Annotated in this window: 10 protein-coding genes and 1 riboswitch; of the genes, 5 read left to right on the plus strand and 5 right to left on the minus strand. The window is 73.1% G+C overall.

Annotated elements, in window-relative coordinates:
• The first annotated feature begins 145 nt into the window (after positions 1 to 145).
• Entirely contained in the window at positions 146 to 2,956 is a 2,811-nt protein-coding gene (locus tag IH80_RS0110595; RefSeq protein ID WP_030959530.1) for an alpha/beta fold hydrolase, read from the plus strand.
• The gene (locus IH80_RS0110600; protein ID WP_030959531.1) at positions 2,953 to 3,825 is read left to right on the plus strand and encodes an ABC transporter permease; all 873 of its coding nucleotides are present in this window, start codon (positions 2,953 to 2,955) and stop codon (positions 3,823 to 3,825) included. Before IH80_RS0110595 ends, IH80_RS0110600 begins: the two co-directional genes overlap by 4 nt.
• A gap of 86 nt (positions 3,826 to 3,911) precedes the next feature.
• On the opposite strand, the gene IH80_RS0110605 is transcribed toward IH80_RS0110600, so the two are convergent.
• Entirely contained in the window at positions 3,912 to 4,862 is a 951-nt protein-coding gene (locus IH80_RS0110605) for an aldo/keto reductase (RefSeq protein ID WP_030959532.1), read from the minus strand.
• Between the two features lie 491 nt (positions 4,863 to 5,353).
• On the opposite strand from IH80_RS0110605, the gene IH80_RS0110610 reads away from it, so the two are divergent.
• The 3 genes from IH80_RS0110610 (at position 5,354) to IH80_RS0110620 (ending at position 9,440) form a co-directional block, all read left to right on the plus strand.
• Complete coding sequence (locus tag IH80_RS0110610; RefSeq protein ID WP_030959534.1) at positions 5,354 to 7,177, plus strand: CocE/NonD family hydrolase; 1,824 nt, start codon at positions 5,354 to 5,356, stop codon at positions 7,175 to 7,177.
• A 94-nt stretch (positions 7,178 to 7,271) separates the two neighbouring features.
• Positions 7,272 to 8,900 (plus strand): N,N-dimethylformamidase beta subunit family domain-containing protein, encoded by a 1,629-nt coding sequence (locus IH80_RS0110615; RefSeq protein ID WP_051809060.1) that lies wholly within the window; start codon positions 7,272 to 7,274, stop codon positions 8,898 to 8,900.
• A 135-nt stretch (positions 8,901 to 9,035) separates the two neighbouring features.
• Positions 9,036 to 9,440, plus strand: a complete 405-nt coding sequence (locus tag IH80_RS0110620) for a VOC family protein (protein WP_030959538.1) — start codon at positions 9,036 to 9,038, stop codon at positions 9,438 to 9,440.
• Here IH80_RS0110620 and IH80_RS0110625 read toward each other — a convergent pair.
• From IH80_RS0110625 to IH80_RS0110640, 4 genes are all read right to left on the minus strand, one after another.
• A complete protein-coding gene (locus IH80_RS0110625) occupies positions 9,410 to 10,219 on the minus strand; it encodes an ABC transporter ATP-binding protein (protein ID WP_030959539.1) in 810 nt (269 codons plus the stop codon). The genes IH80_RS0110620 and IH80_RS0110625 overlap by 31 nt on opposite strands.
• Entirely contained in the window at positions 10,216 to 11,244 is a 1,029-nt protein-coding gene (locus IH80_RS0110630) for a FecCD family ABC transporter permease (protein ID WP_030959540.1), read from the minus strand. The genes IH80_RS0110625 and IH80_RS0110630 overlap by 4 nt, the downstream gene beginning before the upstream one ends.
• A complete protein-coding gene (locus tag IH80_RS0110635) occupies positions 11,241 to 12,236 on the minus strand; it encodes an ABC transporter substrate-binding protein (protein ID WP_030959543.1) in 996 nt (331 codons plus the stop codon). The genes IH80_RS0110630 and IH80_RS0110635 overlap by 4 nt, the downstream gene beginning before the upstream one ends.
• 62 nt (positions 12,237 to 12,298) lie before the next feature.
• A riboswitch (cobalamin riboswitch) is annotated at positions 12,299 to 12,379 on the minus strand.
• A 205-nt stretch (positions 12,380 to 12,584) separates the two neighbouring features.
• Positions 12,585 to 13,130 carry a hypothetical protein gene (locus tag IH80_RS0110640; protein WP_030959545.1) on the minus strand — a complete coding sequence of 182 codons (546 nt, stop codon included), beginning with the start codon at positions 13,128 to 13,130 and terminating at the stop codon, positions 12,585 to 12,587.
• Positions 13,131 to 13,183: the final 53 nt, after the last annotated feature.

Here is a 13,183-nt window from a genome sequence, read left to right on the forward strand (position 1 = left end):
TCCTCCCGCCCGGCGGAGCGGTGTGCAGGTCGGACGGACGTACCGCAGGTGCGGTACGCGCCGGCCGCGGACTACTCCCTGAGAAGGTCCGGAGTTCCGCCTGTGGGTGCTCCGAGGCCGGGTACCGGCCGATTAGGGTGCCCGTATGAAGCTCCGAATGCCCCGGCGGCGCCGAGACCGACTGCTCGCGGGCGCTGCCGCGCTGGCCGTCGTGGCGGGTGGCGGTACGTGGACGGCCGCGTCCGCGTCCGGCGACACGCCCGCCGTGCACCGCCAGGACCAGGTCCTGAACATGCCCGGCGCCGACATCGACACCTCCTACTTCGTCGCGGGCGACGGGCAGGACGGTGGGGGGAGACGTCCCGCCGTGCTCCTCGGGCACGGCTTCGGGGGCAGCAAGGACGACGTCCGCGAACAGGCCGAACGGCTGGCACGCGACGGCTACGCCGTCATGACCTGGTCGGCGCGCGGCTTCGGCCGATCCGGCGGGCGGATCGGGCTGAACGACCCCGAGCACGAGGTCAAGGACGTCTCGCGGCTCATCGACTGGCTCGCGGCGCGGCCCGAGGTGCGGCTCGACGCGGCCGGCGACCCGCGCGTCGGCGTGTCCGGGGCCTCCTACGGCGGTGCCGTCTCGCTGCTGGCAGCCGGCTACGACCGGCGCGTGGACGCGATCGCCCCGCAGATCACCTACTGGAACCTCGCGGACTCCCTCTTCCCCGGCGGCGTCTTCAAGAAGCTGTGGTCCGGGATCTTCTTCACCACCGGGTCGGCCGGCGGGATGCAGCAGGCCGGGACGGCGCCGCAGGACGGCGGCGTCGGACGGCCGCAGGACGGCGGCGTCGGACGGCCGGATGCCGCGACCGGAGCCGCGAACGGTGCCGCGACCGGGACCGGACCCCGGGACGGCGCGTCGGCCGGACCCGGCTGCGGGAGGTTCACCCCGGAGCTGTGCGCGATGTACGAACGCGTGGCCGTGGCCGGGAAGCCCGACGCCGAGGCCCGTACCCTGCTGGAACGGCGCAGCCCGTCGGCGGTCGCCGACCGGATCACGGTGCCGACCCTCGTCGTGCAGGGCCAGGACGACTCCCTCTTCCCGCTGGACCAGGCCGACGCCATGGCCGCTGCCATCGCGGCGAACGGCGCACCCGTGGCGGTGGACTGGGCGGCCGGCGGGCACGACGGCGGCATGCGCGAGGCGGACCGGGTGGAGGCCCGGGTGGCCGCCTGGTTCGACCGCCACCTGGGGGATGACGAGGGCGTGGACACCGGCCCGGCGTTCCGGGTCTCGCGTTCCGGCGGCATCGACTCCACCGACGGCGAGGTGATACTGCGCGGCGCGAGCGGCGACCGCTACCCGGGTCTGGCATCCGGCCCGCGGGAGTTCGCCCTGACCGGGCGGGAGCAGGCCTTCACCAACCCGGCGGGCGGCGCGCCGCCCGCGCTGTCCTCCCTGCCCGGCATCGGCGGGCAGCTGGCCTCCTTCGGGGCCGGGCTCTCGCTGGACTTCCCCGGGCAGAACGCCCGCTTCGAGTCGGCGCCGCTGGACGAGGACCTGCAGATCACCGGGACCCCGACCGTCACCCTGAAGCTGAGGTCGACGGCCGCGGACGGGTCGGCCGTCCTGTTCGGCAAGGTCTACGACGTGGGGCCCGACGGGCGGCAGCAGGTGCTGCCCTCCCAGCTGGTCGCCCCGCTGCGGGTCGAGGACGCGCAGCAGGGTGCGACCGTGCGGCTGAGGCTGCCCGCGATCGACCACTCCTTCGCAGCCGGACACCGCCTGCGGCTGGTCGTCGCGGCCACGGACCTCGGCTATGCGAGCCCGGCCGCGTCGGCCGCCTACACGGTCTCCGTGGACGGCCCCCTGACCGTGCCCGTCGCCCCGCAGGTGCGGACCGCCACGGCGGGACTGCCCGCGTGGACCTGGGGACTGCCGCTGGGCGCGCTGGTCCTGGCCGCGGCACTGCTCGGTCTGCGCCGGACGGGGAAGGGCTCCGCCGGGGCGCGGTCCGGCGTACCGCAGCCGGACCCGGCACTGGCCGACGTACCGCTCCAGATCACGGGACTGACGAAGCGGTACGCGAAGTCGCAGGACCGGTACGCGGTGCGGGACCTGTCGTTCCGGGTCGAGAAGGGGCAGGTGCTGGGACTGCTCGGGCCCAACGGGGCCGGTAAGACCACCACCCTGCGCATGCTGATGGGGCTGATTTCGCCGGACGCCGGGGAGATCCGGGTGTTCGGGCACGCGGTGCGGGCCGGCGCGCCGGTCCTGTCACGGGTCGGGGCCTTCGTCGAGGGCGCGGGTTTCCTGCCGCACCTGACGGGCCGCGCCAACCTGGAGCTGTACTGGCAGGCCACCGGCCGCCCGGCCGAGGACTCGCACATGGCGGAGGCCCTGGAGATCGCGGGGCTCGGCGACGCGCTGGAGCGCGCGGTGCGCACGTACTCGCAGGGCATGCGGCAGCGGCTCGCGATCGCGCAGGCCATGCTCGGGATGCCGGACCTGCTCATCCTCGACGAACCGACGAACGGTCTGGACCCGCCGCAGATCCGCGAGATGCGCGACGTGATGATCCGGTACGCGGCCAGCGGACGGACCGTGATCGTCTCCAGCCACCTGCTGTCGGAGGTCGAGCAGTCGTGCACGCACCTGGTGGTCATGGACCGCGGGCAGCGGGTGGCGGCGGGCGAGGTCGCCGAGATCACCGGGGGCGGCGACACGCTGCTGGTGACCCTGGCCGAGCCGGTGGACGAGGTGGCCGTCGAGAAGGTGGCGGCGCTGGAGGGCGTGGGTTCGGTGGTGGCCGCGGACGACGGTCTGCTCGTACGGCTCGAAGGCGCGACGGCGGCCGGGCTGATCGCCGAACTCGTGCGGCTGGAGGTGCCGGTGACCGGAGTGGGGCCGCACCGCAGACTCGAGGACGCGTTCCTCACCCTGATCGGAGGTGCGGCGTGAGTACGGCGACGACGGCGCGGGAGGTGGCTCCGGGCTACCGGGCGAGCCGTACGCTGCCGCTGCGCGTGGAGGCGCTGCGGCAGTGGCGCCGACGGCGGACGCTGGTGATGGGCGGGGTGCTGGCCGCACTGCCCTTCATCATGATCATCGCGTTCGCGGTGGGCGGCGGCCCGGAGGGCCGGCGCGGCGGCGGCAACCGGATCACCCTGATCGACACGGCCACCGCCTCGGGTGCGAACTTCGCCGCGACCTGTCTGTTCGTGTCGGCCGGTTTCCTGCTGGTGGTGCCGGTGGCGCTGTTCTGCGGGGACACCGTGGCCTCGGAGGCGAGCTGGTCCTCGCTGCGCTATCTGCTGGCGTCGCCGGTGCCACGGGCGCGGCTGCTGTGGAGCAAGCTGGTCGTGGCGCTGGGCTTCAGCCTGGCGGCCATCGTGCTGCTGCCGGTGGTGGCGCTGGCGGCGGGCACGGTCGCGTACGGGTGGGGGCCGCTCAAGCTCCCGGCGGGCGGGGCGCTGCCGGCCGCGGACACGGTGCCGCGGCTCGCGCTGGCAGTGGCCTTCGTCTTCGTGTCGCAGCTGGTGACGGCGGGGCTGGCCTTCTGGCTGTCCACGCGCACGGACGCACCGCTGGGCGCGGTGGGCGGCGCGGTCGGGCTGACGATCGTCGGGAACGTGCTGGACGCGGTGACGGCGCTCGGCTCGTGGCGGGAGTTCCTGCCGGCGCACTGGCAGTTCGCGTGGGCGGACGCGCTGCAGCCGCAGCTGGAGTGGGGCGGCATGGTCAAGGGGGCGGTGGTGTCGGTGTCGTACGCGCTGGTGCTGTTCGCCCTCGCCTTCCGGGGTTTCTCCCGCAAGGACATCGTGTCCTGACCCGGCGGCGGCCGCCGCCTCGCCTGCGCGACGAGCGCTCCCCATGCCCTGCGGGGCGCGGGGAGCGCTCGTCGCGTGTGCGGCCCCTACGAGGGGATGCCGGGGGCGATCGCGTCGATCTCGGCGAGCAGCTCCGCGTCGAGCGGGCGTTCCCCGGCGGCCGCGTTCGCGCGGATCTGCTCGGGGGAGGTGGCGCCGGCGATGACGGAGGCGCAGCCGGGGCGGGCGGAGAGCCAGCCGATGGCCAGTTCGAGGACGGTACGGTCGTGCTTCTCGGCGATCGCGGCCAGTGCCTCGACCACGTCGAGGCGCTCCTCGGTGAGGTAGGAGTCCCTGCCTTCGAGGCGGGAGCCGGCCGGGACGGGTGCGCCCCGGCGGATCTTGCCGGTCAGCAGGCCGTTGGCGAGGGGGAAGTACGGGAGTACGCCGACGCCGTAGTGCAGGGCCGCCGGGACCAGCTCGCGCTCGGCCGACCGCTCCAGCAGCGACCACTCGTTCTGCGCGGAGACGAAGGGGACGGATCCGGTCTCGCGGGCGACGTGGGCGGCTTCGGCGAGCTGCCAGCCGGTGAAGTTGGAGTGGCCGATGTAGCGGACCTTGCCCTCGGCGACGAGTTCCGTGAGCGCGGCCAGCGTCTCGGCGATGGGGGTGGCCGGGTCGTGGCTGTGCAGCTGGAGCAGGTCGATGTGGTCGGTTTCGAGGCGGCGCAGGGACTCCTCGACGGCGCGCCGGATGTAGGCGCGGCCACCGCGCGCGCCCGCAGCCGGTCCGTACTGCATGTCGACGCCGTCGTAGCCGAACTTGGTGGCGAGGACGACCTGGTCGCGACGGCCCTTCAGGGCCTGCCCGAGGTGCCGCTCGGAGCCGCCCCCGCCGCCGTAGATGTCGGCGGTGTCGAGGAGGGTGACGCCCGCGTCCAGGGCGGCGTCGACGACGGCACGGGTGGCGCGGGCGTCGAGTCGGCCGCCGAAGTTGTTGCAGCCGAGGCCGACGGCGGACACGTGCAGACCTGAACTGCCCAGGGGGAGATGGCGCATGCGTTTTCGTTCCTCCGACTCGACGGGTACATGATCAACGGGTCGTCAGTCTATGAGGGTGCGGCGGCCGCGTGGCGAACCGGACTCCCGGCCACCCTGTGCGGAATCGTTCATCTTCGCCGCTGTACGCCATTTCCCGCTCCCTCATGACCGGCTGGTGTTCGGAAACGACAAAGAGCCAGCCTAGAACGCCCGAGTGGGGTGTGTGCCACCCCTCTCCCCCGTTCTGCCGCGTACTTGCGGCCGGATCAAGTCGATCGGTCGTCACCCCTCGGGGACCGCAGGCGATCGCCTGACGGCGCACATTGATCGTTCCCCTCTTCCGGGGCGGGCAGGGCGTGTTCAAACCGTCTGGACGGGTGAAGCCCGCCGACCGCGGCCAAGAGCGTAGATGTCCTGATATGGGCTACGAGGTCTACCGGCCGGGCTAGAACGGGTCCCCCACGGCACCGACCGGCCCGCCCGGTCGGCGATTTCGAGAGGACGGCTTCGTGAGCCACTCGCAGGACGACAACCCGATCACCCCCGTCACCGCGGCCCAGCTGCACCGGATCTCCGGGCAGGGCATCTACACCTCGGCCACGTCCGTGGACCCGGACGCCGTCAACGTCGCCGAGGCGCTGGTCGCCACGCTGAACGGGACGGCCGAGACTCCGCTGCTCACCCCCGAACTCCAGCAGCTGACGGAACAGGTGCGGCAGAAGGCGACCTTCGGCTTCCCCCGCATCACCGCCGAGGACGGCGTGCGGCTCTCCGCCCACACCATCAGGCTCAACACCCCCGAGCCCCGGCCGGTGGTGATCGTCCCGTCGGGCTGGACGCCGTTCGGCTGGATCCTCTTCGAGTACGCCTACCTCCAGCTGGCGCTCCGCGGCTACCACGTCCTCGCCTACACACCGCGCGGCATGGGCCTCACCTTCCCCGTCCCGGGCGGCTCCTTCGTCGACGCGCCCTGGACCTCCGGCGGCACGATCGACGTGGCCGGCCCCGCGGACCGGGCCGACGGCTCCACCGTCATCGACTACGCCCAGGAGCACTTCGCAGCGAGCAGGATCGCCTTCCTCGGTGAGTCCTACGGGTCGGGCATCAGCCAGCTGGTGGCGGCCCACGACCCGGCCGCCCGCGTGGACGCGGTCGTGGCCCTGAGCACGTGGGGCGACCTGGCCGACAGCCTCTACCAGAACGACACCCGGCACCTGAAGGCCGTACAGGCCCTGATCGACTTCACCGGTGGCCCGGTCGAGCGGAAGTTCGACCCGGCCACCCGGCAGATCCTCGAGGACTTCCTCGCCGGCCGGAACCTCGACGCAGTGGTGGCGTGGGGCAAGGAGCGGTCCCCGTCCTCGTACACCGACCAGACCAACGCCCGCGGCGTCCCCACCTTCATCTCCAACACCTGGCACGAGACGCTGTTCCCGGCCAACCAGACCATCGAGCACTTCGAGCGGCTCACCGTGCCCAAGCGGCTCAACCTCTGGATCGGCGATCACGCCGCGCCCGAGGGGGCCGGCCTCACCATCCCGTTCAGCGGACCGAACCTGCCCGTCGAGGAGGCGTTCGACTGGCTCGACCACCACGTGCTGGGGGCCTCCAACGGCGTTCCCGGCTGGACGCCGGTGAGCAACCAGATCATGTTCACGTACCAGACCGAGCCCGACCCCGGGACCGGCCAGCACGTCATCACCGAACCGGCCGTCCGCGAAGCGGCTCAGTCCTGGGCGGACGTCACCACCTCCACCGAATCCTGGTACCTCACCGCCTCCTCCACGGACCGCCGTGACGGCGGCCTCGGCACCGCGCCGGAAACCGGCTGGAAGCGGGAGTTCACCGCCGGGCAGATCACGGCCGCCACCGCGGTGGACGCCATCATCACGACGGGCCAGGCGGAGTGGAAGGGCAACCCGAAGCCGTACCCCACGGGCACCTTCGACCGCCGGCACCTCGCCGTGTGGACCAGCGGCCCGCTGCAGACGGGCCGCCGCATCCGCGGTGTCCCCCGGCTCACCCTGACCGTCCGCAGCTCCGCCCCGGACGCGACCCTGGTGGCCTACCTGTTCGACGTGGCCCCCGACGACACCGCCCGCATCATCACGCACGAGCCCTTCACCCTGCGGGAGCTCGCCCCCGACGAGGACCGCAGGGCCACCTGGCAGCTCCAGGCCGCCGGCTACGACCTCGCCCCGAACCACCGGCTCATGCTCGTGGTGAACAGCAAGGACCAGCTCTACTCCGACGCGGGCGACGGCGCCCCCGGCAGCATCACGTTCACGTCCGCCGAGGACACCTCCGCCCGCCTGGTCCTGCCCCTGGGGTAGTCCCGCACAGCAGGAGCACACGACCCGCGCCCCGCTCCGGCGCCCCCGTCGGGGCGGTGGAAGCGGGGCGCACAGGGTGACATAGCGTGCCCCCATGGATCAGGAGCACACAACCGGGCCGGCCGGGGACGGCGCAGGCGCGGGCAGGCGGCGGTTCCTCGCGATCGCCACGGGGGCCGCGACGGCCGCGGGACTCGGATCGGTGGCCGGCTGCGCCGACGGGGACGGGAGCGGGAGCCTCCGCGCGAGCCAGAAGGGCGGCTCCGCGGCCCCGGACGGCAGACCGTCGGCGGGAGCGGCACAGGGCTTCGACGTGAAGGCCGAGAACGCACGCCCGGGCAACGCCGACTGGGCCGTGACGAAGGCCGGCCCGCCCCGGGCCGTCGAGGGCTTCGCCGACAGGGTCAGCGTGCTGCCCGGCGAGTCCTTCGGCCTGTACGTGTCGACGACCGCGCCCCGGTTCACCGTCTCCGCCTACCGGATGGGCTGGTACGGCGGCGCCCGCGCCCGCCTGGTGTGGCGTTCGGAGGCCCTGCCCGGAGTGCGGCAGCCCGAGCACACGGTCGACGCCGGCACCCGGATGGTCCGCACCCGGTGGGCCCGTACCACCACCGTCGGGACGAAGGACTGGCCCGAGGGCAGCTACCTGCTGCGCCTGGACGCGCAGGGCGGCGAGGGCGGCCAGCGCTTCGTACCGATCACCGTCCGGTCGGCCGCGACGGCCGGGCGCACGGTCGTGGTCAACGCCGTCGCCACCTGGCAGGCCTACAACCGGTGGGGTGGCTACGGCAGTTACGACGGCCCCAGCGGCGGCTACGCCTCGCGTTCCCTCTCGGTGTCCTTCGACCGGCCGTACGAGTACGACGACGGCGCTGGCCTGTTCCTGGTGTACGAGGCCCCGCTGATCGCACTGGCCGAACGGCTCGGCATACCCCTGGCCTACGCGACCACCACCGACGTGGCGCGGGAGAAGCGGCTGCTGGAGGGAGCCGCGGCGGTCCTCTCGCTCGGGCACGACGAGTACTGGTCGCCGGAGCAGCGCGCCCACTTCACGGCCGCCCGCGACGCCGGCACGAACATCGCGATCCTGGGCGCGAACTGCTGCTTCCGCCGGATCCGGCTGGAGGCCTCCGAGCTGGGGCCGGACCGTACGCTGGTCTGCTACAAGTCCTCCTACGGCCAGGACCCGGGGTTCAAACGGGGCCATCCGGCGACGGTGGACTTCCGCTCGGCTCCCGGCGCGGACCCGGAGAGCTCCCTGCTCGGTGTGATCTACGACGGCTATCCGGTGGACGCCCCGTACGTGGTGACCCACCCCGGCCACTGGCTGTTCGAGGGCACCGGCGCGACGGCGGGCGACCGCTTCGAGCACCTGGTCGGAGTGGAGTACGACAAGGTCAACACCGGTTTCACCACGCCCCGGCCGATCGAGATACTGGCCCACTCCCCCGTGGTGTGCGACGGCCGCCCCAGCCACCAGGACACGGCGTACTACACGGTGCCGAGCGGGGCGGGCGTCTTCGCGACCGGCACGATGCGCTGGGTGGAGGCCCTGGACGCGACGGGCGACGGACGCAGCGGGCGCAACCACGGCCTGGACGCGCGCTCCGGGGCGCTGACGACGCGCGTGACGGAGAACCTGCTGCGGGTCTTCGCGGCGGGCCCGGCCGGCCGCTCCCATCCGGCGCAGGACAACGTCAAGGCGGTGTACGGGGGTTCATGATCCCGGTGCGCGGCGGAAAGGGCTTGGCGCCGCCGCGGTGGGCTGCCTAGGATCGAGATCACGGCATCGCGTGTCGGTCACCGACCGGGTGAGGCATGGAGGTGCCCGTGATGTGCCTTCCGGAGGCATTCACCCATGTCCGTACAGCTGAACCACACGATCGTCCACTCCCGTGACAACCGGGAGTCCGCCGAGTTCCTGGCGCACGTCCTCGGTCTCGAGGTCGGGGCCGAGTGGGGCCCGTTCATCCCCGTCGACACCGCCAACGGCGTCACCCTGGACTTCGCCACCATTCCGGCCGAGAAGATCACCCCGCAGCACTACGCCTTCCTCCTCTCCGAGGAGGAGTTCGACGTGGCGTTCGAGAGGATCCGCTCGGCCGGAGTGCCGTACTTCGCCGACCCGCACGGCAGGTTCCCCGGCGAGATCAACCACAACGACGGGGGCCGCGGCGTGTACTTCACGGACCCCGCCGGGCACGGGATGGAGATCATCACGCGCCCGTACGGTTACCAGGAGCCCGCGGCGACGGGCAGGTAGACGACGTTGGGCGAGCCCGTGTCGGGATGGACCTCGACACGGGCCCGCACCCCGTACACCTCGGCCAGCAGGTCCTGGGTGAGCACCTCCCGCGGCGGCCCCGAGGCCGCGACGCGGCCGCCCGCGAGCACGTACAGCCGGTCGCAGAAGGCGGCGGCGAGGTTGAGGTCGTGCAGGACCAGCAGGCTGGTGGCGGGCAGCGCCCGGACCAGGCCGAGGACCTCCAGCTGGTAGCGGATGTCCAGGTGGTTGGTCGGTTCGTCGAGCGCGAGCAGGCCGGGGTCCTGGACGAGGGCCCGGGCCACCAGGACGCGCTGGCGCTCGCCCCCGGACAGCTCGTCGAAGCGGCGGGCCGTGAAGGGGCCGGCGCCCACGGTCTCCAGGGCGTCCGCGATGCGCCGTGCGTCGTCCGGGCCGTCCTGCTCCCAGAAGCGCTTGTGGGGGCTGCGTCCCATGGCGACGACCTCGCGCACGGTCAGCCCGAAGGTGCCGCTCGCGTCCTGCGGGACCACCGCGACGCGCCGCGCGCGTTCCTTGACGGTGAGCGCGTCCGCGTCCGCGCCGTCCAGCAGCACCCGGCCGGCGGTCGCCCGCAGGGTGCCGTAGACGCAGCGCAGCAGGGTGGTCTTGCCGCTGCCGTTGGGACCGACCACGCCCACCGTCTCCCCCGGCCGGGCGGTGAGGTCGATTCCGTGGAGCAGGGTGTGCCCGTCGGTCTCGTAGCGCACGCCCTCGACGGCGAGGTCCACCGGCCGGGCCGGTCCGATCGCCTCCGTCATCCCGTCACCCCTTCGGTTCGGCCGGCCCGGCGCAGCATCCAGAGGAAGAACGGCCCGCCGACGAGTGCCGTGACCACCCCCACCGGTATCTCCTCCGGGGCGGCGGCCGTGCGGGCGATCAGGTCGGCCAGGAGCAGGAACACCGCCCCGCCCAGCGCGGCGACCGGCAGCAGCGCCCGGTGTCCGGCGCCGACGACCATCCGGGCGGCGTGCGGAACCATCAGCCCGACGAAGCCGATCGCCCCGCTGCAGGCGACGAGCACCCCGATGACGAGCGAGGTCAGGACGAACACGGCGGCGCGGAAGCGTCCGGTGTCCAGTCCCAGGGTGTGCGCGCCCTCCTCCCCGGCGAGGAGCAGGTCGAGCGGCCGGGCGAGGGCGAGCAGCAGGGCGCCGCCGACGAGCAGCGCGACGGCGGGCAGCGCCAGTTCGTCCCAGCGCGCCCCGCCGAGGCCGCCGAGGGTCCAGAAGAGGACGGAGCGGAGCTGGTCGGGGTGCGCGGCGAGCACGAGGACGAGGCTGGTGAGGGCGGAGAGGATGTACTGGACGGCCACGCCGGCCAGGATCAGCCGGCCCGTGGTCATGGTCCCGCCGCGCCGGGCCATCGCGTAGACGGCGACGAGCGCGGCCAGGGAGCCCACGAAGGCGGCCAGCGGCACGCCCATGCCGAATCCGGCCGCGGCCGAGCCGAAGACGATCACGAGGACGGCTCCGGCGGAAGCCCCGGAAGAGGCGCCGAGCAGGAACGGGTCGGCGAGCTGGTTGCGTACGAGGGCCTGGAGCACCGTGCCCGCCACGGCGAGCCCGGCCCCGACGACGGCGCCGAGGAGGATCCTCGGCATGCGCACGTCCCACACGATGGAGGCGAAGGCCCCGGTGGGCCGGTTCCCCGACAGGCCGCCGATGACGATGTCGACGACGCGGCCGGGGGCGATCCGTACGGGGCCCAGCGCGAGGCCCGCGATCGCGGAGACGGCGAGCGCGGCGGTGAGGACGCCGAGGACCGCGCCCGTGCGCAGCCTCACGCGGGGTTCGGGTGGAGCTGGCCGCCCAGCGCTTCCACCGCGTCCGCCACGCGGACGCCGAGGACGACGGAAGAGAGCGGCAGGACGACGAACCGCCGGTTCTTGACGGCGGGGACCTCGGCGAGCGCGGGGTCGTTCAGCAGGCGCTGCTTCTTGGCCTCGACGGTGGTGCCGCCGTAGTCGTAGATGAGGACGACCTCGGGCTTTCGCTCGATGACCTTCTCCCAGGCGACGTCGCCGAAGGTGTCCTTGAGGTCGGCGAAGACGTTGGTGCCGCCGGCGAGGGAGATGATCTCGTTGCCCACGCCGTTGCCTCCGGAGGTGGAGGCGGTGGCTTCACCGGAGTCGTAGGCGAAGACGGTCGGGCGGGGCCGGTCCTTGACGCGGGCGGCCACGGCGTCGATGCGGCGCTGCTCCTCCTCGATGAGCTTCGCACCGCGGTCGGGTACGCCGAAGGTCCGCGCGACCTCGGTGATCTCGGTCTTGAGCTGGTCGAGGCCGGCCTTCCCCCCGGTGCAGTACTCCACGTTGAGGCGGGAGTTGATGCCGGACGTGGCGAGGCCTGCGCGGTCGCGGCCCTGCGCCTTGTCGAAGGCGCTGGCGTAGCCGCCGTAGACGAAGTCCGGCTCGGCGCCGAGCAGGATCTCCTTGGAGGGGTACTCCTCGGCCAGCACCTTGAGCTTGTCGTAGGCCGGCTTGTAGGCGGGCAGTACGGCGTCGTCGAGGTAGGCGGTGCCGGCGATCCGGTCGCCGAGGCCGAGGGCGAGCATGAGCTCGGTGGCGTGCTGGTTCATGGTGACCGCCCGCCGGGGCGGGGCCTGATAGGTGCTGCTCACACCGCAGTTGGTGACGGTGTACGGGAAGCCGGGCGCGGGGGCGGCGTCTCCCGCGGCCGCGTCCTGCCCGGTGCCGGGTGAACCGGCGCAGGCGGTCAGGGACATCAGGAGCGCGACGGGGGTGAACGCGCGCAGGGCGGCGCGGTAACGCGACATGGCGGGGCCTCTCCGGGGGATCCGCGTCCCCTGGTCGACGTGAAGGAGCAGAGGCGGTGCGTCAGTGTCTGACTCCCGGTGTCCCGCGCGGGGGCGACCGGTCACAGTGGCGGGACCGCACCGGAATCGCACCGGTTTCCTGTCCTGCACCGCCTGGTTGTGCGTCCCAGTCTGCCAGAGCCTCCCTGCGGGCCGGGGTGGGGGCCGGTTACGGCCCGGGGGCCGGGCCCGGGGTGGTGATCAGGTCCGTCCCGGGGCAGCGGGCCGCGGCGCGGTGGACGGATTCCCCCACCGGAGCCGGCGTGCAACTGGATGGAGTGCACGCCCAGTCCGTCCAGCGAGTGTGCCCTAGCTGCGGCGCAGCCGGGAATCGAGGACCGCGCCGAGGAGTTCGGCGTCGGGTGCGGTCAGCAGTCGTTTGGGCAGGACCATCCTCCAGCTCTTGAGGCCGGTCCTGCCCGCGACGGCGTAGAGGTTCGGGGTCTCGTGGTACCGCGTCATCTCATCCCAGCCCAGGCGCTTGATGTCCGTGCCGTCGAGGACGGCCGCGATGCCCGTGCCGTCGACGACGCAGGCCGCGCCGTCGTGGGCCTGCTGGGCCCGGAAGGCGTGCGTGACGATCTGCCGGGGCGCGAGCAGGCCGAACACGGCCGCGTAGACGGCGGCCGCGGCCACGTGGCCGATGCCGACCGAGCCGCCCTCGGCGTCGACGCGCACCCCCAGGAGTGCGATGAAGAGCGCGCCTGCGGCAGCGAGCCAACGCAGCCGCCGAAACGTTCCGGCAACCCTCAGCCCCTCACGGAGTTCGCTCTTCTCCACACTGCCCGTGAACCGCAGGACGACCTCGCCCGTGTCCTGGGCCTGCTGCGGCTGTCGTATGTTGATGTCTTCCACAGGCGCGGAGCATAACGCTCCGCCGAGTACCACTTGAGCACCGGCGGCCCCTG

It is taken from the genome of Streptomyces sp. NRRL S-378, from assembly GCF_000720645.1.
Taxonomy (GTDB): Bacteria; Actinomycetota; Actinomycetes; order Streptomycetales; family Streptomycetaceae; genus Streptomyces.

Excerpts from the sequence above, each read along its gene's own strand:
- IH80_RS0110620 (WP_030959538.1), top strand. The coding sequence starts at position 9,036 with ATGTCCGTACAGCTGAACCACACGATCGTCCACTCCCGTGACAACCGG.
- IH80_RS0110625 (WP_030959539.1), bottom strand. The coding sequence starts at position 10,219 with ATGACGGAGGCGATCGGACCGGCCCGGCCGGTGGACCTCGCCGTCGAG.
- IH80_RS0110635 (WP_030959543.1), bottom strand. The coding sequence starts at position 12,236 with ATGTCGCGTTACCGCGCCGCCCTGCGCGCGTTCACCCCCGTCGCGCTC.
- IH80_RS0110595 (WP_030959530.1), top strand. The coding sequence starts at position 146 with ATGAAGCTCCGAATGCCCCGGCGGCGCCGAGACCGACTGCTCGCGGGC.
- IH80_RS0110605 (WP_030959532.1), bottom strand. The coding sequence starts at position 4,862 with ATGCGCCATCTCCCCCTGGGCAGTTCAGGTCTGCACGTGTCCGCCGTC.
- IH80_RS0110615 (WP_051809060.1), top strand. The coding sequence starts at position 7,272 with ATGGATCAGGAGCACACAACCGGGCCGGCCGGGGACGGCGCAGGCGCG.